Genomic DNA, 25595 nt, shown 5'->3' on the forward strand with positions numbered 1-25595 from the left:
ATCGAAACAAAGAAATAAAAATACGAAGAAGCAAAGGAGTAGAGAAGATGGATCTAAAAACACCTTTATATGATGCACATCTTGAAGCAGGCGGGAAAATGGTTCCATTTGCGGGTTACACGCTACCTGTCCAATATAAAGATAGTGGTGTGATCAAAGAACATTTAGCTGTTCGCAATCAAGTTGGATTGTTTGATGTTTCCCATATGGGGGAAGTTGTTTACGAGGGAAAAGATGCTTTAGCGAATTTGCAGTATTTATTAACAAATGATTTTAGCAATTTAGAAATAGGTCGTGTTCGATATACCTTGATGTGTAATGAAAATGGTGGAGTAATCGATGATCTATTAGTGTATAAATGTAGTGAGGAGAAATATCTACTGGTGGTCAACGCAGCAAATAGAGCGAAAGATGTTGCTTGGATGACAGCGCACTTATTCGGTGAAGTTGAATTTTCTGATCAATCCGATCAGTTTGTTCAGATCGCATTACAAGGATCGTTTGCTAAAGAAATTATAGCGAAATTAACAAAAGAGGAAGAAATTCCTAAAAAATACTATAGTTTTACTGAACAGGCCAATGTTGGCGGTGTCACTTGTATTTTATCTCGAACGGGTTATACAGGGGAGTTTGGCTATGAATTATACTGTAAACCAGAAGATGGACTTACATTATGGCATCTGTTAGTAGAAACAGGTCAAGAATACGGCATCATCCCATGTGGTCTAGGTGCACGTGATACATTGCGTTTAGAGGCTGGAATGCCACTCTATGGGCATGAAATGACTGAAGAAATCACACCGCTTGAAACAGATCTAGGTTTTGCGGTCAAAATGAAAAAAGAAGATTTTATTGGCAAACAGGGCCTACTTGATAAAGGTGAACCTAAAATTACTCGGATCGGGTTACAGTTAACGGATCGCGGGATTGTTCGTGAAGGAGCCGATGTTTATTTTAAAGGGAATAAGATTGGCCAAACGACCTCAGGTACGATGTGTCCATTTATCAATAAGGCTTGTGCAATGGCTTTAGTAGAAAAAGGAATCGTAGAAATCGGTTCACCAATAGAAGTAGAAGTTAGAGGTAAGAAAATTACGGCTGAAGTTGTCACAATACCGTTTGTAAAAAAATAATTGGAAAAGAAGGAGTCGTTTATTATGGCAAAGGCGGAAGAATTGAAGTTTTCTAAATCACATGAGTGGGTACTTTTTGATGGAGATAAAGTTAGGATCGGTCTGTCTGATTACGCACAAGACCAATTAGGGGATATTGTGTTTATTGATTTACCAGATGAAGGGGATGAAGTCACAAAAGGTGAATCATTTGCGGATATCGAATCAGTTAAAGCTGTTTCAGAGGCGTATTCTCCAATTACAGCAACGGTTTCAGCAATCAATGAAGAGTTGATGGATAGCCCAGAGTTGATCAATTCTGCACCATTGGATTCATGGTTGATCGAAGTAGAGGGAGTCGAAGCAATCGAAGACTTATTAACCGCTGACGAATATAAGAAATTCTGCGAAGAATCTGAGGAGGCGTAATGAATGGGTAATTATCTTGGATCAACAGAACAACAATACCAAGACATGCTGAAAACGATCGGATTAACGGATAGGATGGATCTCTACCAAACGCTTCCCAAAGAAATGATCGTAGAAAAACTTGATATTCCAGCGGGAAAGTCAGAATTTGAAGTACGTCGTATTCTAGAAACTATGGGAAAGAAAAACAAAGTCTTCTCAAGTATTTTCCGAGGTGCAGGAGCATATAATCACTACATTCCAGCTATTGTTAAGCAAATCTCAGCAAAAGAAGAATTTATGACATCCTATACACCCTATCAACCTGAAATCAGTCAAGGGTTGCTACAGTCGATTTTTGAATATCAAACCATGATCTGTGAAATCACTGGAATGGATGCGACCAATGCTTCAGTGTACGATGGACCAACAGCAGCAGCTGAAGCCATCAATATGTGTTTAGAGAAAAAACGGTTGAAAGTTCTAATTTCAGAAACAACGAATCCAATGACGATCCAAACGGCATTGACTTATTTTAGTTCTAGAGAAATTGAGTTTATCATGGTTCCAGAGAAAGATGGTCTGACAGATTTAGCTGTCTTACAAGAAAAATTAGATGAAACAAGTGCGTGTTTCATTGTACAACAGCCAAACTATTATGGTGGGATCGAACCAGTCGAGGAAATAGCAGAATTGGTTCATAATGCGAAAGCTAAATTTATTATGAGTGTAAATCCCGTAGCCAGTACCGTTTTGAAAACAGCAGGTGAAGTTGACGCTGATATTGCAGTAGGAGACTCACAACCATTTGGCTTACCATTAGCTTTTGGCGGACCTTATATTGGATTTATTGCTACAAAAGAAAAAATGATGCGCAAATTACCTGGTCGGATTGCTGGAGAAACGGTGGATGAAGCAGGGGATCGAGCCTTTGTTTTAACCTTACAAGCTCGTGAACAGCATATCCGCAGAGAAAAAGCAGCTTCTAATATTTGTTCAAATCAAGCACTATGCGCATTAACAAATGCTGTTTATATGAGTACGATGGGGGCACAAGGGATTCAGGAGGTAGCTGAGCAATGTTATAGTAAAGCCCATTATTTAGCGGATCAACTAAGCCAGATCAAAGGAGTAAAACGAAACAATGAAAGTCCGTTTTTCCATGAGTTTGTTACGAGTTTCCCTGTTTCAAATGAAGCTATATTAACGAAATTAGAAGCGCACGATATCTTAGGCGGTTATCCTACAGAAGCAGGATTATTATGGTGCGTGACAGAAATGAATACGAAAGAACAAATCAATGAAGTAGTTGCATTGGTGAAGGAGGCGTGTGAATAATGAAATTAATTTTTGAACGCAGTGTAGATGGTTATTACAATGAAATGATTTCACCATGTGATGTGCCAACTACTAAACTTCCAGAAACCATGAAACGTCAAAAAGAGCTACATTTACCAACACTGCCTCAACCAGAAATCAGCAGACATTATACAGAGTTAGCGAATGCAACCTTTGGAATCAATGACGGCTTTTATCCATTAGGCTCATGTACAATGAAATATAATCCAAAGATCAACGATGAAATGGCAGTCTATCCAGCTTTTGCTAATATTCATCCACTCCAGCCACAACATACGGTTCAAGGATCCCTTGAAGTTTTCACGATGGCTGAAAGTTTATTAAAAGAAATTACTGGGATGAATGCCATTACGTTTCAACCAGCAGCTGGCGCACATGGTGAATTTACCAGTTTACTAATGATCAAAGCTTATCATGAAAAAAATGGTCAGCCGCAAAGAAATAAAATTATTGTACCTGATTCAGCTCACGGAACAAACCCTGCAAGTGTAGCAATGACTGGAATGATTACAGTTAATATTCCTTCAGATAAATATGGTTGTGTGGATATTGTAGCTTTAAAAGCAGCAGTTGATGAAGATACAGCGGGGCTAATGTTGACAAACCCGAATACAGCAGGGATTTTTGATAAAAATATTTTAGAAATTACAAAAATCGTTCATGATGCTGGTGGATTGAACTATTACGATGGTGCAAATTTAAACGCCATTATGGGGGTGGCTCGCCCAGGTGATATGGGCTTTGACATTATTCATTTGAATTTACACAAAACATTCTCTACACCTCATGGCGGTGGTGGACCAGGATCTGGGGCTGTTGGTTGTAAAACATTGTTAAAACCGTTTCTCCCTAATTATTATCCAGTTAAGGAAGGAACAGAAATTTCATTTACTAAACCTGAACATTCAATTGGAATGGTTAAAGGATTCTATGGTCAATTTTCAGTATTCTTGAGAGCATTGACCTATATCTTATTTTTAGGTTCTGAAGGGATAGCATCAGCGTCTAAAAGTGCTGTACTGAATGCAAATTACATGCTTCATGAATTAAAAGATATTTTTGAAGTGCCATATGGCGAGACCTGTATGCATGAATTTGTCATCAGTTTAGACAAATTAAAAAAAGAAACGGGCGTTACAGCTTTAGATATGGCTAAAGGGATTTTAGATCATCAAATGTATCCACCGACAATGTATTTCCCATTAACGGTGCCAGAAGCTTTAATGGTTGAACCGCCTGAGACGGAATCAAAAGAAAGATTGGATGATGCAATCGCAGTCTATCGTAACCTTTATGAAGAGGCGTACAAAAATCCAGAAGCCTTTCATGACTATCCGCTACATGCTCAAATCCATCGGGTCGATGAAGTGAGAGCAGCAAGAAAACCAATTGTTCGGTATGATTTTGGAAGTGCTGATAGCTAGGTTTCTGGAGAGAAAGAAATTAGGAACTAGTTGTTCTGGTCGGCTTTTAAGCTTATCCAACTTCACAGAACAGTTCCCTCAACAAATAGAGAAATCATCTGAAAGTTAAAGAGCAACTTTAAGTTGATTTCCTAATTTGTTCGGGAACTAGTCGGTTCTGTTCGGTTTTTAAAAAAAGGAGGAAAGGTATGAGTTTTGATTTAATTGTTATTGGTGCTGGTCCAGGGGGTTATGTGGCAGCGATTAAAGCAGCGCAATTGGGCATGAAAGTTGCTTTGGTTGAAGGGGATCGTGTTGGTGGTACTTGTTTAAATCGTGGGTGTATTCCGACGAAGACGTTGTTACATTCTGCAGAAACTGTTCGTGAAATAAAAAATGCTAGCACTGATGGAATTCATATTAAGGATTTGCAGATAAATATGGAAGAGGTTTATGAAAAGAAAAATAAAGTTGTTGATAGTCTTGTACAAGGAATTGAAGGATTGGTCAAAGGAAATCGTATTGAGTTGATTTTTGGCAAAGCTAAAATTATCAAAGCTGGCGTAGTCGAAATAGCTGGGGAACGATATGAAACGAAAAAGATTCTGATTGCGACGGGTTCAAAACCGATGATTCCACCAATTCCTGGTAGTGATTTGCCAGGTGTTGTGACAAGTAATGAGCTTTTAGCTAAGCCAAGTAATTGTAAAAGTTTGGTTATTATCGGCGGTGGTGTGATTGGCGTAGAATTTGCAACAATTTTTAATGCACTAGGTTGTGCTGTGACAATTATCGAAACAGCCGATACGTTACTTCCCAATTTTGACAATGAGCTATCTAAAAAATTAGCAATGACTCTAAAAAAGCTAGGGATCAAGATAGCAACGAAGTCGATCGTTACCGATATTTCTAAAAATCAACAGTTGACTTGTACCTACATTACTAAAGGAAAGGAAGAAGCTGTAACGAGTGATACGGTCTTGATTGCGACAGGTCGAAAAGCAAGTTTTGACGATTTATTTGAGCCTGAATTAAATCTGAAACTAGAGAATCAGACAATTTGGGTTGATGAAACCTTTGAAACCTCTGTTAAAGGTATTTACGCAATCGGTGATGTCGCTAGCCGAGGAACACAATTAGCGCATTTAGCTTCAGCTCAAGGGGTAAATGCGGTTTTAGGGATGAAGCAACAGCCAGCTGAATACAATTTAGAGATTATTCCATCTTGTGTCTATACAGCCCCAGAAATAGCGTCTGTTGGTATGACAGAAACCGAAGCAAAAAATTTGGGTCTCTCAGTAAAAGTTGGAAAATATAATATGGCGGGTAATGGAAAAACAATGATTGCTGGAACTGGATTAGGTTTCATTAAGGTGATTGCTGATGCGGAAAACGAAAAAATTATCGGTGCTCAATTAATGTGTGATCGCGCAACTGATATGGTCAGTGAGTTTACAACAGCGATCGTAAACGGTCTATCGATCCATGACATGACCTCAATCGTTCATCCCCATCCAACCTATAATGAGGGTGTGGGTGAAGCCTATGAAAATCTTCTCGGACTTGGCATTCATACAATTCCAAAAAAATAACAGAAATAGGGCAAATTTTCTGAAATGTTTGGTACTATAATAGTAGAAAAGTTTCTTGGGTGTTAGCTTTGGAGGCACTGTTGATAAATTCAGCAACTGCAACAGTCGATCAACCGATACAGAGTCGTCACAAGTCACTTAGCTTTAAAAGAAAAGGAGAAAAAATAAATGCTAACAGAAAAACAAAAAAGGTTTGCCGAAAGTCTAGAAGAAGAACTGATTCAAATTAGAAGACATCTACATCAAAACCCTGAAATTGGCTTGGATTTGCCAAACACAGTAGCTTTTGTAAAAGAAAAATTGACTGAATATGGCTATGAACCTCAATCCTGCGGAGAATCTGGTATTACCGTATTAGCAGGTAAAAAGAGTGGTAAAACGTTCCTATTACGTGGCGATATGGATGCTTTGCCAATTCGAGAGTTGACCGACCTACCGTTTAAATCTGAGAATGGCTATATGCATGCTTGTGGTCATGATATGCATACAACCATGTTACTTGGAGCCGCTAAGCTTTTAAAAGAGTTTGAAGATGAATTAGATGGTCAAGTAAAATTACTATTTCAACCAGGCGAAGAAATTCTTTCAGGTTCAAAAGTCTGTATTGAACATCATGTTTTAGAAAATCCTAAAGTAGATGCAGGAATGATGATCCATGTTTTCCCATTTAAAGGAATGAAGGCAGGTCAAATCATGCCAACACCAGAAGGAACATTTATGGCCAGTGCCGATTGGTTTGAAATCAATATCAAAGGACGAGGCGGACATGGTTCGCAACCTGAGACGGCGATCGATCCAATTAACGTAGCCGTTCATATCTATACCGCTTTACAAGAACTTTCAGCAAGAGAAATCGGTTCTGAAGAGCGTTTTGTTTTAACGATCGGTGAATTTACTGGTGGAACTCCTGGGGCTTCAAATATTATTCCAGAAACAACCGTAATGAAAGGAACTTTACGAACATTAAAAGAAGATGTCCGCATACAAGTCAAAGAACGAATGACTGTGATGGCTGAAAACATTGCGAAAGCTTTCCGAGCTGAAGCGGAAGTGGTTTTCACTAATGGATGTACGACAAATGTGAATGATCCAGCATTGACAGCATTTACTAAAGAATCATTAACGGAAACATTTGGTGCTGAGCGAATCGTTACCATTCCTACATCAACACCACTTATGGGAAGTGAAGATTTTGGTGAAATCAGTCAGTTGATTCCAACAACGACTGTTCTATTAGTAGCATCTGAAGAAAATATCAATCTTCATAATCCAGCGATTGTTTTTGATGAATCTGTCTTGATTGAAGGTGCCCAAGTTTATGCAGATACAGCAATGTCTTGGTTGAAAAAAGGCTGATATTGCTCATAATATGGTGAAGTGGAGGGGAAGAAGTGGTCAAGTCAGATATTGAAATTGCGCAAGAAACAACGATGCTGCCAATTACTAAAGTAGCAGAAGAAATTGGGTTGAATGAAGAACAATATGAGCTTTATGGAAAATATAAAGCAAAAATTGCTGTTGAAAAAATTAAAGCGGATAAAAATGGAAAAGTCATTCTAGTGACAGCCATTACACCAACGCCAGCAGGTGAAGGGAAAACAACCACAGTTGTGGGGCTAGGCGATGCGTTAAATCGAATTGGTAAGGATGCGATCATTGCTTTGAGGGAACCTTCTTTAGGACCCGTTTTTGGAATCAAAGGTGGTGCCGCTGGGGGTGGTTATGCTCAAGTGGTTCCTATGGAAGATATCAATCTTCATTTTACAGGCGATTTTCATGCAATTGGGGCAGCAAATAATTTGCTTGCGGCCATCATTGATAATCATATTTTCCAAGGCAATGAGCTGGGGATCGATAATCGCCGAATCACTTGGAAAAGAGCTGTAGATATGAACGATCGTCAATTGAGACATATTGTGGATGGTTTAGGAGCCAGAGTTAATGGTGTTCCAAGAGAAGACGGTTTTGAAATTACGGTTGCATCAGAAATTATGGCAATTCTATGTTTGTCTAATGACCTTGATGACCTGAAAGAAAATCTAGCCAACATCATTATTGGCTACACATATGAAAATCAACCAGTTACAGCGCGCGATTTAAATGCTCAGGGTGCAATGACAGCTTTATTGAAAGAGGCGATCAAACCAAATCTGGTACAAACCTTGGAAAATAATCCTGCTCTGATCCATGGTGGGCCATTTGCAAATATTGCTCACGGCTGTAATAGTGTGATTGCTACAAATACGGCTAGAAAATTAGCGGATTATGTTGTAACTGAAGGTGGTTTTGGAGCTGATTTAGGGGCAGAGAAGTTTATTGATATCAAATGTCGGAAATCTGGAATTCGTCCTTCAACCGTTGTTGTAGTAGCGACAGTTCGGGCCTTGAAAATGCATGGTGGTATACCGAAAGATCAGTTAGGTGTTGAAAATGTCAGTGCCCTTAAAGAAGGCTTGCCAAATCTTTTAAAACACATCGAAAATACAACAACTGTTTTTGGTTTACCAACGGTTGTTGCAATCAATAAATTCCCAACAGATACCGAAGCAGAATTGAAGCTGGTAGAAGAAGAATGTCAAAGACGCAATGTAAATGTGGTCCTTTCTGATGTTTGGGCACATGGTGGTGCTGGTGGTGAAGAGTTAGCAAGAGAGGTTATTCGTTTAGCCGATCAGGAAAATAATTTTTCATTTGCCTATCCAGATGAATTACCGATCAAAGAGAAAATCAGCGCAATCGTTGAAAAAGTATACGGTGGAACCGCTGTTCGCTATGAAGCGATTGCTGAAAGAGAAATTGCTAAACTGGAAAAACTTGGTTTTGGCAACTTACCGATTTGTATGGCAAAAACACAATATTCATTTTCAGACGATCAAACGAAGCTAGGAAGACCAACTGATTTTACGATAACAATCAGTAATATCAAAATTTCGGCTGGAGCAGGATTTATTGTGGCCTATACTGGTACAGTGATGACGATGCCGGGATTACCAAAAAAAGCAGCGTATGAAAAAATTGATGTTGATTCAGATGGTAAAATTACGGGATTATTCTAAGTTTCATTAAATAATGAAAAAACCTATGTGTCTTGACACATAGGTTTTTTTCTCGTAGAATAGAGGATGTCAGATATGTCAAGACACATCGGAGGAGATTATGAAAAAGAATTCAGTTAGGCACTTAACGATTGCGGCATTGCTAGTAGCGATGGGGATCATCATTCCTATGGTTATGCCAAGGATCGTGATTGGACCTGCTTCTTTTACTTTAGCTAGTCATGTGCCATTATTTTTAGCAATGTTTTTTTCACCAGGAGTAGCTGTTGCGGTTAGTTTAGGTACTGGTTTTGGTTTCTTTCTGTCGGCGACACCGATCATTGCCTTAAGAGCATTGTCTCATTTACTTTTTGCACTGATAGGAGCATTTTATTTACAGAAATATCCAACAATCGTGTTAACTAAGAATAAACTTGTTTTGTTCAACGGCCGTTTTCAACTGTTTAATTTTGTTATTGGCTTAATACATTCTGCGGCAGAATTAGCTGTAGTAAGTGTTTTTTATACGATGGGAAATATGCCGGAAACCTACTACACGCAAGGATATATGTATTCAATCTTTCTGCTGATGGGTATTGGTGGGTTGATCCATAGTTTGATTGATTACAACATTGCCTATTTTGTGGCGAATGCATTAAGCAAACAATTTGATATTCCAGTATTTAGTCAGGCTAAAAAATTGGAACAAGTAAAAACGGACATTCTTCCCCAAGAGATTGAGCCACAACAATAAAAAACTGAGCAGCGTCTAAATACGCTACTCAGCTTTTTTACTGTTTAAGGTAATTTAATGACTTGTTCAGTTTCAGGGTCGAAGAAATGAGCTTTACTAATATTAAATGCTAAATCAACCATTTCTTCTGGTTTATGAAAGTCACGAGCATCAACTTTTGAAATAAATTCTGTATCGCCTAATCTTGTGTAAAGCATTGTTTCTGCACCTAATAGTTCAGAAACAACAACTTCAGAACGAACAACTGCATCGTTCATGGTATCTAAAGCCACTTGTTCACTATGAATGTCTTCAGGTCTAATGCCAAAGATCACCGATTTTCCTTCATAGCCTTTTTCAACCAATAATTTATTTTTACCTTCAGGAATCATCAATTCCAAACCATGCCCATCACGGATAATTCCGTTATTTAAAGTAACATTAAAGAAGTTCATAGCAGGAGAGCCGATAAATCCTGCAACAAAGACATTGTTTGGTGTATTATAGACTTCTTTTGGCGAACCGATTTGTTGAATAAAACCATCTTTCATGATCACGATTCGATCTGCCATGGTCATAGCTTCTGTTTGGTCATGCGTCACATAGACTGTAGTTGTTTCCAAACGACGATGTAACTTAGCGATTTCAGCACGCATTGCTACACGTAATTTTGCATCTAAATTAGATAAAGGTTCATCCATCAAAAAGACTTTCGCATCACGAACGATTGCTCGACCTAAAGCAACCCGTTGCCGTTGTCCACCAGATAAAGCAGCTGGTTTACGGTGTAAATACTCAGTCAATCCTAAGATTTCTCCTGCATTTTCTACACGTTTTTTGATCTCTGCTTTGTCATATTTACGAAGCTTTAGCCCAAAAGCCATATTATCAAACACGGTCATATGAGGATATAAAGCATAGTTTTGGAATACCATCGCGATATCACGATCTTTTGGTGCAACATCATTCATTATTTTATCACCAATCGAAAGCTCACCCTCTGTAATATCTTCTAAACCAGCGATCATCCGTAGCGTCGTTGATTTACCACAACCGGATGGTCCAACAAAAACGATAAACTCCCGATCGGCAATTTCTAAATTAAAATCTGTTACAGAATAATTCTCTGCATTGTCGTATTTTTTATAGATATGTTTTAATGCCATTTCTACCATTATCGTCACTCTTTTCTTTTTTTTAGTGTAACCATAGTATAAATGAAAGCGCTATACATCTTCAACGGAAGGTTGCACAAGAAAAAATCCTTTTTTTCGTCAAAGTGACAAAGACCCAGTCATTCTTTTTACTCTATAGTGAAAGACTTTGTTATAATGAGGAAAAGAACTCAATTGGGGGAGCCAGGATGAAAATTGCATTGATTGCGCATGATCGGAAAAAAGAGTTGATGGTTAAATTGACATTGGCCTATCAACCGATTTTAAAAAAACATGAACTATTTGCAACTGGAACAACAGGATTGAAAATATCAGAAGCAACTGGATTACCCGTGCATCGATTTAAATCAGGACCATTAGGTGGGGATCAGCAAATCGGAGCGATGATTTCCGAGGATAAGTTAGATATGGTGATTTTTTTACGAGATCCTTTAGCGGCACAACCACATGAACCAGATGTGACAGCATTGATTCGTTTGAGCGATGTCTATGAGATTCCTTTAGCTACAAATATTGGGACGGCTGAAATTTTACTAAGAGGCTTACAGGCTGGTTTTGCGGACTTTAGAAATGTGGTTCATGAAACGGATAATAAACCGCTATCGTTTTGATTATTCCGATTAAAGTTTGTTGCGGCTGGGTAAGGAGTATGTTATATTTCATTTAGGCTTAGGCCTAATAAAAACAGAGTAGGAAATAAAGCGTTAAGTGCTGAAAGGATGGGATGTTGCCTTTTGGACGAAGAATATATGAGAGTAGTGAAATAGTTTGAACAGTTCGTTCCGCTTTTCTTATATTCGCGGTTTTGTTTTCGCATTCGCTGCATATTTTTGTGTAGCAGCTCTTAGAGGAGATGCTAGAAATGAAGAAAAGAAAAATTGATACACGAACCATTACGTTGATGAGTTTACTGATTGCGTTGATGGTGGTTTTTACGCGTTTTATTTCGTTTGAAACTCAATTTTTACGAGTTAGTTTGACGTTTATTCCAGAGTCATTGATGGGGATTCTTTTTGGTCCATTTTGGACGGGGATCGGGAGTGCGGTAGCTGATACAGTCGGTATGCTGTTATTTCCAAAAGGGCCTTATTTTCCTGGATTTACCTTAAATGCCTTTATTTCTGGTGCCATTTATGGGTTTTTCTATTATAAAAAGGAGCTAACTTGGCAACGAGTAATTTTGGCGACATTGTCTGTTACATTGATTATTCATATGTTTTTAACACCGCTATGGCTAGGATTGATGTACGGTGTAAATATCTCTAACCTTGCTTGGTGGGCGCCTAGAATCGTGAAAAATATCGTCTTTTTCCCGGTACAAGTAATTGGCACATACTATTTAGGAAATAAAGTTCCTTATAAACAATTTTTAAATAAATCATTGACCAATTTAAAATAAAAAAAGACCTCAATCTTTCTATCATCCCATGGAAAGTTGAGGTTTTTTCTATATTACAATTGATTTTTGAATTGCGCTTCATACAACGCATGATAATAGCCATCTTTTTTATCGATCAGTTCATCATGACTACCAATCTCAACGACAGAACCTTGTTCCATCACTAAAATTTTATCTGCATTTTTAATGGTGGAAAGGCGATGGGCAATCACAAAGCTTGTCCGGCCATCCATCATTTGTAAAAAGGCATCTTGAATTTTTTTCTCGGTCAATGTATCGACTGAACTAGTTGCTTCATCTAAAATCAACATCGGTGGATCACTGATCATGGTCCGAGCAATGGTCATTAGCTGCCTTTGTCCCTCAGAGATTATAATACCACTAGCGCCGATCAATGTATCCAAGCCTTTAGGCAAACGAGTCACAAAATCAAAAATATAGGCTTTTTTCATAGCTGTTTCAATCTGTTCATCGGTAGCGTTTGGGTTGCCATAGGTTAGATTATCGCGGATCGTACTATCGAACAACCAAGTATCTTGGAGCACCATCCCAAAGTTTTTTCGTAAACTATCTCGTGTGACTTGGGTGATATTATGATTATCAATCGAAATTTGACCGTTATCTACTTCATAGAAACGCATCAATAGATTGACTAAAGTTGATTTACCAGCCCCAGTTTTTCCAACGATTGCAATTGTTTCACCAGGTAATGCGGTTAAATTAAAATTTTGAATCAATGGTTTTGAAGGCGTATAAGCAAAATCAACATGATTAAAAATCACTTCTCCTGTAACATCATTTAAAACAAACGCATGTTGGCCATCTGGTTTTTCTTCAGTCTGACTGATAATTTCAAAGGTGCGATCTAATCCAGCTAAGGCCGTTTGGATTTGCGTAGTGATTCCTGATAATTCAATAAATGGTTTAGAAAATTGGCTAGAGTAGATCGTAAAACTTGAAATCACGCCAATTGTGATCGTCTGATTACCACTTAATAATAACAATCCACCAACAAGACCAATCGATAAATAGGCTAAATGATCAACAAAACGAGATAATGGATTTGTTAATGAAGAAGAGAATTGGGCTTTTTGACCACGAACATACAATTCTTGATTCAAAGCTTCAAACCGTTGTTGAGAAGCATCTTCTTGTTGAAAGGCTTTGACGATTTTTTGATTTCCAACCATTTCAGAAACAAAACCTGAAATTTCCCCTACGATTTTTTGTTGAGCGGAAAAATTTTTCTGAGATGATTTCGCAACCAACCAATTGACTAAAAAAATAATGGGTGTAGCGATCAGAACAACTGCTGTAAGAATCGGGCTGAGTTTTAGCATAAAGAAAAAGGCAAAGATCACAACAGATAATCCTGAAAACAGCTGATTGAAAACAGCCGAACAAGCGACAGAAATATTATCCATGTCATTTGTAAAACGACTGACGATATTTCCATGTGACGTTTGGTCGTAATAATTTAAAGGTAAACGATTTAAATGAGCAAAAGCATCTTTGCGTAGTTCTGCAACAGAAAGATAAGAAACTCGATTGCCTAAGCGCTGGATCAGCCATTGACTAATAACGGTAATAACTAAAATACCGGCTAATGTGCTAAGCAGCTGCACAAGAAGTATAAACTCAACATTTCCTTTAGCAATCATTGTATCAACCGATTTCCCCATATAGTAAGTCATCAAAACGGTAGTCAATCCACTCAAAATGCCGAGAAAAATAGCAGCAAGCATTTCTTTTGGATAGCGAAGCAGATAAGGCATGAAACGATTAAATGAGTTAGTTGTCACTTTTTTGTTCATCATTTTTCGTTCTCCTCCTCTTGTGAAGCGACAATTTCTTGATAGGCTGGAGAATGTCGCAATAATTCTTCATGGGTTCCTAAACCAACTTGCTTTCCACTTGCTAAAACTAAAATTTGATCAGCTTGTTGAATCGAACTGATTCGTTGAGAAATTAGAATCAGTGTCGTTTCTTTTAAGTCTTGTTGGAGAGCTGTTCGCAAGTTTAAGTCTGTTTGATAATCCAAAGCACTTAACGAGTCATCCAAGATTAGAACATCAGGCTTATGAATCAAAGCGCGAGCAATCGTCAACCGTTGTTTTTGACCGCCAGAAAAATTTTTCCCGCCCTCATAGACTTGTGTGTCCAAACCGTCGCTTAGATTTTCAACGAAATCTTTACATTGAGCGGTTTCCAAAGCCTGCCAGCATTCTTCATCAGTGGCATCTTCTTTTCCCCACTGAAGATTTTCTCGAATCGTTCCTGTAAATAAAACGGCAGTTTGAGGTGTAATGGCGATTTTTTTGCGTAGTTTATCTATAGACCAGTCACGAACATTGATACCATCAACGAATAGATTTCCTTGGCTTGTATCATAAAAACGGGGAATCAGTTGAGTCAAGGTACTTTTTCCACCACCTGTAGGACCTGTAATGCCTAAGACTGAGCTTGCTGGAATCGTTAAGGAAATATCGGTTAAAGCCAGCCCAGCCTCTGGTTGATAGCGGAAAGAGACATGATCGAATACGATTCCTTTTGTTTGTTCCTTGTGAGGGATCTTTGTGTCATTTGACTGGATACTTGGAACGACAGCTAGAACTTCACTAACTCTTGAAGCCGATGCTGAGGCCCGCGTAAAGATAATAACTAAGTTTGAGACAACGATCAAGGCAAGCAACATTTGATTCATATAATTGATCAAAGCTAAGACTTCACCTTGTTGCAACCCGCCGATCTCTACTTTGATTCCGCCAAGATAAAGGAGTGCTAAAATCCCAAGATTCATGACTAAAGTCGTTGCAGGCGTCAGTAAAGCTGAAATATTTGAAACTCGAATATAGATAGAAGATAGATCGTCCGTTACTTTGTTGACGTGTTTTTCTTCTGTCTGTTTCCTAGCAAAAGCTCGAATCACACGAACACCGCTTAAATTTTGACTGATTTGACGATTTAGTAGATCTAGTTTTTCTTGAACTTTTTTATATAATGGCACGGTTGTTTTTATAATAAAATAAAGAATAATACAAAAAATTGGCAACATAAGAAGAAAAATAAAGCCCATTTGTACATTAATATAAAAAGCCATAATGACAGAACCAATGCTTAAAAAAGGCGCCCGAATCACTAGTCGAATCAACATTGCCAAAGCTAACTGAAGTTGATTGATATCATTTGTCATACGGGTAATTAATGTATCTGTTCCAAAGCTGTTCAACTCGGCATGAGAAAGTTGATTGATCTTTTTCATCAGCTGATTCCTTAACTCTGTTCCAAAACCTTGGGAGGCAATTGAAGAATAATACTGACAAATCATGACACAGATCAGACCAATAACAGACATTAAAAACATCCAGCCGGCCATTTGGATCACGTAAGCTCGGTCACCATTACGAATTCCTTGATCAACCAAACGTGCCATAAATAAGGGTAGCACTAATTCAAAACAAGCTTCTAAAAACTTGAAAAATGGCCCAAGAATAATTTGCTTGCGGTATTTCTTTGCATACTTGAGTAAATTGATCATGAGATCCTCCTTAATATATAGGTAACAACGTTCCACTTCGCTACACCTTGTACTTTTCAACATCAGTTCATTTTATTCACTGTGTTTCAAAGCAAAAGCATAGCAGGCTCGTCCAGCTCTGACAGGAAAATAGGAAAATATGTTTGTGGCGTTTTTTGCCACAGGCAGATTTTATCTTTTTCCCGAAGAGCTAGCCTGCGTAGCTAGATAACATATGGTAACAACGTTCCGCTTCGCTACACCTTGTACTTTTCAACATCTTAATAACTGAATGAAGCAACGTTCCTTTCAGTCACCTTGTACCAATCAATATCAACTCATGACTTCGTTGTATTTCTTGGCATGTTTCAAAGCAAAAGCGTAGCGGGCTCGTTCAGCTCTGACAGAAAAATAGAAAATGATGACTGAGGTGTTTTTTGCCTCATTTATCATTTATCTTTTTTCCGAGAGACTAGCCCATGCAGCTAGATAGCACATGGTAACAACGTTCCGTTACACTGCATCTTGTACTTTTTAATATCTTAATAACAGAAGGAAGCAACATTCCTTTCAGTCACCCTGTACCAAGTCCTTTCGTGCGACGAGTAATCGCAGGAGCATTCAACATCAACTCAGTTTTCGTTGTGTTTCATGGCATGTTTCAAGGCATGCTCCTTAGCATATTTCAAATCAAAAACTTTTCTTCTATTGTATATCACTTTCCCAACAGAATAAAGATACTCGCATAAAACTGTGGTTATTTGATACAATAGCTAGTAAATGCTATTTTAAGGAGAAAAGATATGAATGAATTTATTAAAATCGTTTTACTATTTTTCATTTACTCGTTTATCGGCTGGCTATGGGAAACTATTTATTGCTCATTGAAAGCCAGAAAATTCGTCTATCGTGGCTTTTTAGTCGGTCCATATTGTCCAATCTATGGTTTTGGGATAATAGGTGTCCTGTATTTTTTAGAGCCGCTTAGACAAAATATTGTTGTTTTATACTTATTATCGACGATTTTGGTTACGATTCTAGAGTACATTACAAGTTATGGATTGGAAAAGTTGTTCCATGCTTCTTGGTGGGATTATAAAGATGTACCATTAAATATCAATGGCCGAGTCGCATTGCCTGTGTCACTTTTTTGGGGTGTCGGCTGTGTGCTGATCGTCCGTGTTATCCATCCTAAAGTGATGTTGTTAGAGCACTTTTTATCTGAAAAATTTGGCTTGCTTCTGCCGATTATTTTATTATTACTGATTACTAGCGATTTAGTTTATACATTAGTTAATATGCAATCATTCAAAAAGGTCACAACTCAACTTAGTGCAGCCGTTGAAGAACGTAAACAAGAATTGGCTGCAACCTTAAATGAAAAACGTGATGAGTTATCAGCAAGTATTTCTGAGCTTAAAGAATCTGTTTCTGATGAAATCAACGAGCGAAAACAATCAAAAAAAATGGAACGAGCTTCCTTGATAGAAGAGTTTAAAAATACACCATCAATTAAAAAATTAGTAGGTCATATGAGTTACAATCAAAAACGTTGGATCCGAAATTATCCTAATTTGAAGTTGAAAAATGTCAAAAACCCTTCTGAAGTTCAACAAATCATCGATAAAAACAAGAAAAATAGTAAATAATATCTATAAAGTATAACAGTCATTCGTAGTGTCTTATAGGAGTTATAAACGTTATTATATAAAGGTTTTTAAAGGTTTGCTTTAAATAGAAGAAACCAGATAGAACCCGAAAATGTTACAGAAAATGGGCTGTTTTCGTTAAAACGTAATAAATTGTAACGCTATTGAAATAAAATAAGCGTTATAGATTAGTATAATAGGTGGAGTTGGATTTAGTTAGGAAAGGTGTTGGATTCAGTGAAAGTAAAAAAATTGATACCATTTTTAGCTGCTGTCTTGCTAATAAATGTTGCTCTACCAATCGGCGCCGCAGCAGAATCATTAGATGAGCTGAAGGACAAAGAAGCACAAGCCGCACAAACAGGAGCATCTCTTAGCGAAGATATCAATACAGCTCTGAATGATGTTAATGAAAAATACGCTGAAATTGAGAAACTTAAAGCAGACATTTCAAAAGCTGAAGAAACAATCAAGAACTCTGAAGCCGAAATCACAGTGACAGAGCAAAGTATTGCACGCCGTAAAGAAGTCGTTGGAAATCGTATGAAAGATGTCCAGCTAAGTGGGGAACAGCGTACATGGCAAGTATTATTAGATGCTGAAAGTGTATCAGATTTCTTTAATAAAGCGTATGCGATGACGATCTTACAAAATGCAGAAAAAGAAAAAATCGATAGACTATCTCAAGATAAAGAAAAATTGTCTGACCTTCAAGAAACTGTAAAAAGTAAACAAGAAGAATTACAAACCAACGAAACGAAATTACAGGATGAAGCATCAGCAATGGATGAGCAAGTTGTAACATTAAAACAGCAATTATCTGATAATCAGGCAGCGTTACAACAAATTGCTAGTCAAAAACAAACAGAAGAAAAACGAATCACAGATGAGAAAAAAGCAGCTGAAGCGCGCAAACAGCAAGAGGCAGCAAAAGAAGCTCAAAGAAAAGCTGACATTGTTTCATCGTCTAGCTCAAGTAGCAGTTCTTCATCAAGCAGTGAATCAAGCGACAGTTCAAGCTCTAGTTCTAGCAGTGAAGAACAACCAGTCGTTACACCGCCATCTCAACCAGAAGAAGTACCAAGCACTGGTGGAGAAACGGGGAATGGTGGAGCAAATGGTCGTGTTCTTTACATGCAATCAACAGCTTACTCATGGAGAGAAGCAGGTTCTGGTTTCATTACAGCAACAGGAATCGATCTTCGCTCACAAAGTAATGTGATTGCAGTTGACCCAAGCGTGATTCCACTAGGATCGCTTGTACAGGTAGAAGGCTATGGATTTGCAGTTGCCGGTGATACTGGCGGCGCAATCAACGGAAATATCATTGACGTCCATTTCCCTACAGTTGACCAATGTTTAACTTGGGGACGTAGAAATAACGTCAAAGTTACGATTCAATAAGAAACGAAGACACTCAGATGAGTGTCTTTTTTTGTTACATATGTTGTTTCCTCAAACGATTATTAAAACAAATTAAAAAACAAAGGAATGTAATGCATTAATAAACAATAAATGGTACACTTCAATAATAGAAAGTGAGGAATAACAATGATTCGTTTTGCAACAAAGGAAGACGGAGAGGCTATTGCTCCGTTGATTTTAGTTATTTTAAAAGATATGGAATTACCTTTATTAGAAATTATACCAGAAGACACTCTTTTGGCTGTTTTAGCAGAAGCTGTTGCAGACCCTACATATCGTTATGGTTATCAACGTGGTCTGGTTTATGAAGAAGCAGGCGAGGTTGCGGGGATTGCATTTGGCTACCCTAATGAGGATGAACCGATCATCGATGAACCACTAAAAAAAGTATTGCGTAAATACAATTTGGATGAAGAAATCAGAATATTTATCGATCCAGAAACGTTACCTGGTGAATGGTACCTTGATTCGATCTCTGTTGATGAGAAATATCGTGGTTTAGGAATTGGCTCTAAATTATTAGATGCTTTACCAAAAATGGCTAAAAAATCGGGTAAAGAAGTGATTGGTTTAAGTGTAGACAAAGGAAATCCGAATGCTAAAAAATTATATAGCCGTAAAGGATTTAAAGATGTCGCTGAGATGATGATCAGCGGACATTTATACGATCATATGCAGAAAAAAATCAGCGAATAACCATCCGCTGATTTTTTATTTGTTTTAACAAGTTCCCCAACCGATGATTGGTTTATGATTTTGATGTTTCTTCTTATTATATAACCAGTAATCTAACACAGCAGCAACACAAATACATAGGGGCGCATCCTCGTCATTAGCAACTACTAAACTAAAATAATCACCCGAAAAAAGAGTTGCTTTACTCATCTCCATGATTTTGTTGTGATTGACTTGATAAATAGAATAATGATGATTTTTTATGTCACCTAAAACAGTCCAATGCAAGTGTTGAATATAATAAAAGTCAGCATTTAAATTTAAGATTTTTCTTAAAACACCAACTTTTTCAAATCCTTTATACAATTCAAAACGTGAACCAAAAGCAAAAGATGTCTGTCTGATGCTGGCAACTAGCTCGCCATTCATTGCATACAGAGAAAGCGCGTCACCACGAGTACCCCAGCGTCCGACAAGTAAGAAAATGGACTTACCGTCCTCGTCTTTGACAAGGGTTCGTGTGACATTGCTCAATTGTTGTTCTTGAATAAAAAACTCAGACACCATATCTCACCTCTTTTCAGCGTTTTTAGTTACTCGGATATTATAGATCTTCTCGGATTGCCCGCATGATCGCTTCGCCAACACCATTTTCTAAATTCGTTGATGTGACATATTTTGCATGGTCTTTCACTTCTAGCTCAGCATTTCCCATGGCAAAACTAACACCAGCCCATTGCAGCATGCTGACATCGTTGAAATTATCTCCAATCGTCATGACTTCCTTTTCTGAAATTCCGCGATCTTTCGCAACATGAGCAACTGCGATTCCTTTTTGAGCATTTTTATGATTGACTTCAATATTATTTTGGGCAGATGATGTAACAACTAAATCGTTTAACTGACGAATTTCAGTACTTGCAGGGCCTAAAACCTTTGGACCATCCATACTGAAACCAATGATTTTTAGCACTTCGATATCACTCTGTTGGATCAATGTCCGCATGTCTTCGATGTAAGTGATATCTAGTAAAGACAAGTGAGCTGCCGCCATTGCGATGGCCACCTTATAAGTCAAATGGGGCATGGTTGTAGCGATATGTGAAGCAAAGTTCTCAATTCTTTTTTCTTGGCGCTCAGAGTAAATTCCTTTGTTCGTTGAAACTTCAAAATATACATCATGTGCATCCAAAATATCTAAGATTTCAAGTGTGGTTATTTTGTCGATCCCAGCCGTAAAAAGCGAGTTCCCAGCTTTGTCAAAAACTTTCGCACCATTTAGCGTAATCATCGCACATTCGATCCCAGCTTCATCTAATGCGGGTTTTGCTTCGGTATATGCACGTCCTGTAGCGACCATAAATTCAATACCGCGTCGTTCCGCTTCTCGAATAGCAGATGCATTGTTCTTAGAAATTCCCATTTTTGAATCGAGTAATGTTCCGTCCATGTCTGAAGCAATCAATTTAATCATAAAATTTTCTACACCTCGTTTATTTAACTTATCTATAGTTTACCATGTTTTTTCCATTTCAGTGCAGAAAAAATGTTCTTGTCACTACCTAAAAAATCAGATATGCTTAATGTGTAAAAGAAAGCTGTCAGAATAGACGTTTTAATTAATTAGGATTGAAAAATATCGTACCAATCAAATTAAAGGAGGAGAACAAGTGAAAGCAATTATTCACAATAGTTGGCAAGATGTTTTAGAAGAAGAGTTTACGAAGGAATATTATTTGAATTTACGAGATTTTTTAAAACAAGAATATAGCCAGCAAACTATTTATCCAGATATGTACCACATTTATTCTGCATTAGAGTTGACCCCATATGAAGAAGTAAAAGTGGTAATTTTAGGGCAAGATCCTTATCATGGACCGAATCAAGCGCATGGTTTAAGCTTTTCTGTGCAGCCAGGTGTAAAAACACCGCCGTCATTAATGAACATTTATAAGGAATTACAAGCTGATTTAGGTTATCCACCAGTTGCTCACGGATTTTTAGAAAGCTGGGCAAAGCAAGGAGTCCTTTTGCTGAATACAGTTTTAACGGTGCGTAATGGTCAAGCTTATTCTCACCGAGGGCAAGGATGGGAAACTCTAACAGATGCTATTATTAAGAAGTTGAACGATCGTGATAAGCCGATTGTGTTTATCCTGTGGGGCAAACCTGCACAAGAAAAAATCAAAATGATCGATACAAGTAAGCATATTATCATTAAATCACCACATCCAAGTCCCTTAGCAGCTCACCGAGGCTTCTTTGGTTCTAAGCCATTCTCAAAAACAAACCAAGCTTTAGAGCAATTAGGAGAAACGCCAATCAACTGGCAGTTGCCTGATACAGTGTCTTAAAACAGATCGTTCTGTTATAGTGCAGCGAGGTCAGTTTGTGAAAACAATATCAGAATCAGTATTTTTTCCACTAATACAGCTATAAATAACTGTTATTTTCTTGCGAAATGGTGTATGATAAGTTTGTATAAATAATCAGTTGGAGGGTATATCGTGGAATTATTCGATAGCTTAAAATTTAAAGTCATTCGCCGTAACATCAAAATTGTTTTCCCAGAAGCAACAGATCCTCGTATTTTAGGGGCTGCAGCTCGCTTGAAAGCAGAAGAATTAATGGAACCGATCTTGATCGGGAAACAAGAAGCCATTGTAGAAGCAGCACATGCTCGTGGAATCAAGACATCTAACTTTACGATTATCGATCCAGATAATTATGATGGATGGGAAGACATGGTTGCAGCGTTTGTTGAACGTCGTAATGGAAAAGTCACAGAAGAAGATGCACGCAAGATTTTGAAAGACGTCAACTATTTTGGAACAATGCTAACGTACATGGGACTTGCAGATGGGATGGTTAGTGGTGCGATCCACTCAACTGGCGACACTGTTCGTCCAGCATTACAAATCATCAAAACAAAACCAGGTGTTAGCCGTACAAGTGGTGCGATGATTATGGTTCGTGGCCGTGACCAAGAAAAATACATCTTTGCAGATTGCGCGATCAATGTGAATCCAACAGCACAAGAACTAGCTGAGATTGCTGTTGACAGTGCAAAAACAGCTGAATTATTCGATATCGAGCCAAAGGTAGCGATGATGAGCTTCTCAACAAAAGGTTCTGCTAAAGCGCCAGAAGTAGACAAAGTAGTTGAAGCAACAAAAATTGCGAAAAGCTTAGCTCCAGAACTTGAGATTGATGGCGAATTACAATTTGATGCTTCATATGTAGCGTCAGTTGCTCAATTAAAAGCACCAAATTCACCAGTCGCTGGCCAAGCAACAGTCTTTGTTTTCCCAGAATTACAATCAGGAAACATTGGCTACAAAATTGCACAACGTTTAGGTAACTTTGAAGCAATTGGACCGATCTTACAAGGATTGAACAAACCAGTTTCTGATTTATCTCGTGGCGCAAATGAAGAAGATATTTACAAATTATCTATTATTACAGCTGCACAAACATTAATGAACTAATGAAAGCTATAGAGAACTAAAACAAAACGGTTAGCGTTATGTCTTAGTTCTCTAGTTTTTTTTGCAAAAATTCGGTATACTACACTACATAGAAGCATGAAACGTTTAAATAGGTAGGTGAAAAAATGGATAGTAGGATCAATAATCCAAAAGAAACAGAAACAATAGCAAAGATCATCGGTTCAGTGGCTAATCCAGGAGATACGATTATTCTTTCTGGCGATTTAGGTGCAGGAAAAACCACAATGACGAAAGGGATCGCATTAGGTCTGGGCATCGATCAAATGATCAAAAGCCCGACGTATACTATTATTCGTGAGTATCAGCAAGGACGTTTGCCACTGTATCATATGGATGTCTATCGTATTGAAAATGGAGCAGATGATCTTGGTTTAGATGAATATTTTGAAGGTGATGGCTTATCTGTTGTTGAATGGGGAAAATTATTAGGAGAATTTTTACCGGCTGACTATTTAGATATCACGATTGAAAAAGATCCAGAAGATATGGAAAAAAGAAAACTACTGATTCAAGCTTTTGGGGAAAAATCAGAACAATTTTTAAACCGTATTGAGCAAAAAATGGAGGAACGTACATGACAGAGATTGAATTTACAATTCGGGAAGCAATTCCAGATGATGCTGCAGATATTTTAGAAGCCTTAAGAATCGTTGGAAAAGAGACGCCCTATCTTGTAATGGATGAAAAAGGAATGGAAATGACGACAGACGAGATGAGTGAAAACTTGGCAAACTTATATGAATCTCCCAATAACGTGTTAATGGTTGCTTTAGCAGACGGGAAAGTCATAGGAACGGCTTCTGTCAAAGCATCAGCGAAAAAGCGTATGGAACATATCGGAGAGCTTGGTATCAGCATTTTAAAGGATTTTTGGGGCTTTGGTTTAGGGAGTTTGATGATGGAAGAGCTAATTTCATGGGCGCAAGAAAGTGAAATGATTCGTCGCTTGGAATTAACTGTCCAACATCGAAATCAACGTGCAGTCCATGTTTATGAAAAAATTGGTTTTACGACAGAAGCAATCATGCCTCGAGGTGCGAAAACTGATGACGGAGAATTTTTAGATGTTCATTTGATGAGCATGATGATTGATTGAGTTAAAAAGGATTGAACAAGAAAGTTTGTTCAATCCTTTTTTTGTAACACCTCGTTACTCAAATGTTACAGGTTACTTCTTCCTTTACTATGTAACCACTTTCTTCTTTTCTATATATTCTGACTTGGTAAAAGGCTATACTTAAGTCAGATAAAATGCTTAAGGAGCTGAAGGAAATGTCAAAAGGAATTAAAATCGTTACCATCGGTGGAGGATCAAGTTATACACCAGAATTAGTTGAAGGATTTATTAAACGTTATGATGAATTGCCAGTACGCGAGTTATGGCTAGTTGATATTGAAGCAGGAAAAGAAAAACTAGAAATCGTTGGTGCTATGGCAAAACGGATGGTCAAAGCAGCTGGCGTGGATTGCGAAGTTCATTTAACATTAGACCGTCGTGAAGCATTAAAGGATGCCGATTTTGTGACAACACAATTACGTGTCGGACTTTTAGATGCTCGTATTTTAGATGAACGTATTCCGCTAAGTCACGGTTTGATTGGGCAAGAAACAAATGGTGCCGGTGGTATCTTTAAAGCGTTGAGAACCGTTCCTGTTATTTTAGACATTGTAGAAGATATGAAAGAGCTTTGTCCAAACGCTTGGTTGATCAACTTTACAAATCCAGCCGGTATGGTAACAGAAGCTGTGTTACGTTATGGAAACTGGGATAAAGTTGTTGGATTGTGTAACATTCCAGTTAATGCCGTTTTTGAAGAAGCTGAATTATTAGGTGAAAACAACCGTGAGCTATTCTTCCAATTTGCTGGGATCAATCATTTACATTGGCATACAATTACAGATAAAAACGGGAAAGACCGTACAGATGAACTAATTAAAGTAATGTACGGACAAGACGATGCAAAATCGATCGTAGCCAACATCAAAGACAATAATTTGATTTGGGAACAAGTAGAGAACTTACACATGGTTCCTTGTCCTTACCACAATTACTACTATTATACAGATAAAATGTTGGCAGAAGAATTGGAAGATTTCAAAAACAATGGAACACGTGCTGAAAAAGTGAAAGAAATCGAGCATGAATTGTTTGAATTATATAAAGATCCAAACTTAGACTACAAACCAAAACAATTAGCAGAACGTGGCGGTGCTCGCTATAGTGATGCGGCATGTGAAATCATCAACTCTATTCATAATGACAAACGTACAACAATGACAGTCAGCACTAGAAACAATGGTACGATCACAGATTTACCAGCTGAAAGCGCAGTAGAAGTAACGTGCACAATTACTGGTAAAGGTCCAGTGCCTTATAACTTTGGCAGCTTCAAACCACAAGAACGTGGCTTACTACAAGTGATGAAATCAATGGAAGAATTAACGATTGAGGCAGCCGTTACAGGAGATTACGGTACCTTGTTACAAGCCTTCACAATGAATCCATTAATTACAAGTGGCGATGTTGCTAAAGAAGTAATGGATGAATTATTGGAAGCGCACAAGCAATATTTACCAGCCTTTTTTAAAGAAGGTAAGTAAACT

23 protein-coding genes and 1 riboswitch are annotated in these 25595 nt (G+C 37.9%); of the genes, 18 read left to right on the forward strand and 5 right to left on the reverse strand.

Going from position 1 to position 25595, the window contains the following annotated elements; all coding sequences use genetic code 11:
- Nucleotides 1-47: 47 nt before the first annotated feature.
- The 8 genes from gcvT (at nucleotide 48) to ATZ35_RS08735 (ending at nucleotide 9663) form a co-directional block, all read left to right on the forward strand.
- The gene (gene gcvT / locus ATZ35_RS08700; protein WP_208926911.1) at nucleotides 48-1133 is read left to right on the forward strand and encodes a glycine cleavage system aminomethyltransferase GcvT; all 1086 of its coding nucleotides are present in this window, start codon (nucleotides 48-50) and stop codon (nucleotides 1131-1133) included.
- A 24-nt stretch (nucleotides 1134-1157) separates the two neighbouring features.
- Nucleotides 1158-1541, forward strand: a complete 384-nt coding sequence (gcvH, locus tag ATZ35_RS08705; protein WP_086279943.1) for a glycine cleavage system protein GcvH — start codon at nucleotides 1158-1160, stop codon at nucleotides 1539-1541.
- 3 nt (nucleotides 1542-1544) lie between these two features.
- Complete coding sequence (gcvPA, locus tag ATZ35_RS08710) at nucleotides 1545-2858, forward strand: aminomethyl-transferring glycine dehydrogenase subunit GcvPA (protein ID WP_208926912.1); 1314 nt, start codon at nucleotides 1545-1547, stop codon at nucleotides 2856-2858.
- Nucleotides 2858-4303: an aminomethyl-transferring glycine dehydrogenase subunit GcvPB gene (gene gcvPB / locus ATZ35_RS08715; protein WP_208926913.1), complete on the forward strand. Its 1446-nt coding sequence runs from the start codon at nucleotides 2858-2860 to the stop codon at nucleotides 4301-4303. The genes gcvPA and gcvPB overlap by 1 nt, the downstream gene beginning before the upstream one ends.
- Before the next feature lie 188 nt (nucleotides 4304-4491).
- Nucleotides 4492-5874, forward strand: a complete 1383-nt coding sequence (gene lpdA, locus ATZ35_RS08720; RefSeq protein ID WP_208926914.1) for a dihydrolipoyl dehydrogenase — start codon at nucleotides 4492-4494, stop codon at nucleotides 5872-5874.
- Nucleotides 5875-6042: 168 nt separating this feature from the next.
- Complete coding sequence (locus ATZ35_RS08725; protein WP_208926915.1) at nucleotides 6043-7230, forward strand: M20 metallopeptidase family protein; 1188 nt, start codon at nucleotides 6043-6045, stop codon at nucleotides 7228-7230.
- Nucleotides 7231-7265: 35 nt separating this feature from the next.
- Nucleotides 7266-8930 carry a formate--tetrahydrofolate ligase gene (locus ATZ35_RS08730; protein ID WP_208926916.1) on the forward strand — a complete coding sequence of 555 codons (1665 nt, stop codon included), beginning with the start codon at nucleotides 7266-7268 and terminating at the stop codon, nucleotides 8928-8930.
- 100 nt (nucleotides 8931-9030) lie between these two features.
- Nucleotides 9031-9663 carry a hypothetical protein gene (locus ATZ35_RS08735; protein ID WP_208926917.1) on the forward strand — a complete coding sequence of 211 codons (633 nt, stop codon included), beginning with the start codon at nucleotides 9031-9033 and terminating at the stop codon, nucleotides 9661-9663.
- 44 nt (nucleotides 9664-9707) lie between these two features.
- Here ATZ35_RS08735 and ATZ35_RS08740 read toward each other — a convergent pair whose 3' ends face one another.
- Complete coding sequence (locus tag ATZ35_RS08740) at nucleotides 9708-10817, reverse strand: ABC transporter ATP-binding protein (protein WP_086279964.1); 1110 nt, start codon at nucleotides 10815-10817, stop codon at nucleotides 9708-9710.
- A 188-nt stretch (nucleotides 10818-11005) separates the two neighbouring features.
- On the opposite strand from ATZ35_RS08740, the gene mgsA reads away from it, so the two are divergent.
- Both mgsA and ATZ35_RS08750 read left to right on the forward strand, forming a co-directional pair.
- On the forward strand, nucleotides 11006-11428 hold the full coding sequence (gene mgsA / locus ATZ35_RS08745; protein ID WP_086279968.1) for a methylglyoxal synthase: 423 nt from the start codon (nucleotides 11006-11008) through the stop codon (nucleotides 11426-11428).
- A 72-nt stretch (nucleotides 11429-11500) separates the two neighbouring features.
- Nucleotides 11501-11642: riboswitch (THF riboswitch) on the forward strand.
- Nucleotides 11643-11679: 37 nt separating this feature from the next.
- Nucleotides 11680-12216: a folate family ECF transporter S component gene (locus tag ATZ35_RS08750; protein WP_208926918.1), complete on the forward strand. Its 537-nt coding sequence runs from the start codon at nucleotides 11680-11682 to the stop codon at nucleotides 12214-12216.
- A gap of 53 nt (nucleotides 12217-12269) precedes the next feature.
- On the opposite strand, the gene ATZ35_RS08755 is transcribed toward ATZ35_RS08750, so the two are convergent.
- Together ATZ35_RS08755 and ATZ35_RS08760 are read right to left on the reverse strand one after the other, a co-directional pair.
- Nucleotides 12270-14033, reverse strand: coding sequence for an ABC transporter ATP-binding protein (locus tag ATZ35_RS08755; protein ID WP_208926919.1), 1764 nt, complete (start codon nucleotides 14031-14033; stop codon nucleotides 12270-12272).
- On the reverse strand, nucleotides 14030-15754 hold the full coding sequence (locus tag ATZ35_RS08760) for an ABC transporter ATP-binding protein (RefSeq protein ID WP_208926920.1): 1725 nt from the start codon (nucleotides 15752-15754) through the stop codon (nucleotides 14030-14032). The genes ATZ35_RS08755 and ATZ35_RS08760 overlap by 4 nt, the downstream gene beginning before the upstream one ends.
- A gap of 782 nt (nucleotides 15755-16536) precedes the next feature.
- Between ATZ35_RS08760 and ATZ35_RS08765 the strand changes: the two genes are divergently transcribed.
- From ATZ35_RS08765 to ATZ35_RS08775, 3 genes are all read left to right on the forward strand, one after another.
- Nucleotides 16537-17382, forward strand: a complete 846-nt coding sequence (locus tag ATZ35_RS08765) for a putative ABC transporter permease (RefSeq protein ID WP_208926921.1) — start codon at nucleotides 16537-16539, stop codon at nucleotides 17380-17382.
- Nucleotides 17383-17610: 228 nt separating this feature from the next.
- Complete coding sequence (locus ATZ35_RS08770; protein WP_244148133.1) at nucleotides 17611-18786, forward strand: 3D domain-containing protein; 1176 nt, start codon at nucleotides 17611-17613, stop codon at nucleotides 18784-18786.
- A 147-nt stretch (nucleotides 18787-18933) separates the two neighbouring features.
- Complete coding sequence (locus ATZ35_RS08775) at nucleotides 18934-19503, forward strand: GNAT family N-acetyltransferase (protein WP_208926923.1); 570 nt, start codon at nucleotides 18934-18936, stop codon at nucleotides 19501-19503.
- 24 nt (nucleotides 19504-19527) lie between these two features.
- Here ATZ35_RS08775 and ATZ35_RS08780 read toward each other — a convergent pair whose 3' ends face one another.
- Both ATZ35_RS08780 and ATZ35_RS08785 read right to left on the reverse strand, forming a co-directional pair.
- The gene (locus ATZ35_RS08780; protein WP_208930451.1) at nucleotides 19528-20046 is read right to left on the reverse strand and encodes an LURP-one-related/scramblase family protein; all 519 of its coding nucleotides are present in this window, start codon (nucleotides 20044-20046) and stop codon (nucleotides 19528-19530) included.
- A 40-nt stretch (nucleotides 20047-20086) separates the two neighbouring features.
- Nucleotides 20087-20956 (reverse strand): Cof-type HAD-IIB family hydrolase, encoded by an 870-nt coding sequence (locus tag ATZ35_RS08785; RefSeq protein ID WP_208926924.1) that lies wholly within the window; start codon nucleotides 20954-20956, stop codon nucleotides 20087-20089.
- A gap of 196 nt (nucleotides 20957-21152) precedes the next feature.
- Here ATZ35_RS08785 and ATZ35_RS08790 point away from each other — a divergent pair, with 196 nt between their 5' ends.
- From ATZ35_RS08790 to ATZ35_RS08810, 5 genes are all read left to right on the forward strand, one after another.
- Complete coding sequence (locus ATZ35_RS08790; RefSeq protein ID WP_208926925.1) at nucleotides 21153-21836, forward strand: uracil-DNA glycosylase; 684 nt, start codon at nucleotides 21153-21155, stop codon at nucleotides 21834-21836.
- A 153-nt stretch (nucleotides 21837-21989) separates the two neighbouring features.
- Nucleotides 21990-22970 carry a phosphate acetyltransferase gene (gene pta / locus ATZ35_RS08795; RefSeq protein WP_208926926.1) on the forward strand — a complete coding sequence of 327 codons (981 nt, stop codon included), beginning with the start codon at nucleotides 21990-21992 and terminating at the stop codon, nucleotides 22968-22970.
- A 125-nt stretch (nucleotides 22971-23095) separates the two neighbouring features.
- On the forward strand, nucleotides 23096-23569 hold the full coding sequence (gene tsaE / locus ATZ35_RS08800) for a tRNA (adenosine(37)-N6)-threonylcarbamoyltransferase complex ATPase subunit type 1 TsaE (protein WP_208926927.1): 474 nt from the start codon (nucleotides 23096-23098) through the stop codon (nucleotides 23567-23569).
- On the forward strand, nucleotides 23566-24087 hold the full coding sequence (locus tag ATZ35_RS08805; RefSeq protein WP_208926928.1) for a GNAT family N-acetyltransferase: 522 nt from the start codon (nucleotides 23566-23568) through the stop codon (nucleotides 24085-24087). The genes tsaE and ATZ35_RS08805 overlap by 4 nt, the downstream gene beginning before the upstream one ends.
- A gap of 176 nt (nucleotides 24088-24263) precedes the next feature.
- Entirely contained in the window at nucleotides 24264-25592 is a 1329-nt protein-coding gene (locus ATZ35_RS08810) for a 6-phospho-beta-glucosidase (protein WP_208926929.1), read from the forward strand.
- Nucleotides 25593-25595: the final 3 nt, after the last annotated feature.

The organism is Enterococcus rotai (assembly GCF_001465345.1).
GTDB lineage: Bacteria > Bacillota > Bacilli > Lactobacillales > Enterococcaceae > Enterococcus_L > Enterococcus_L rotai.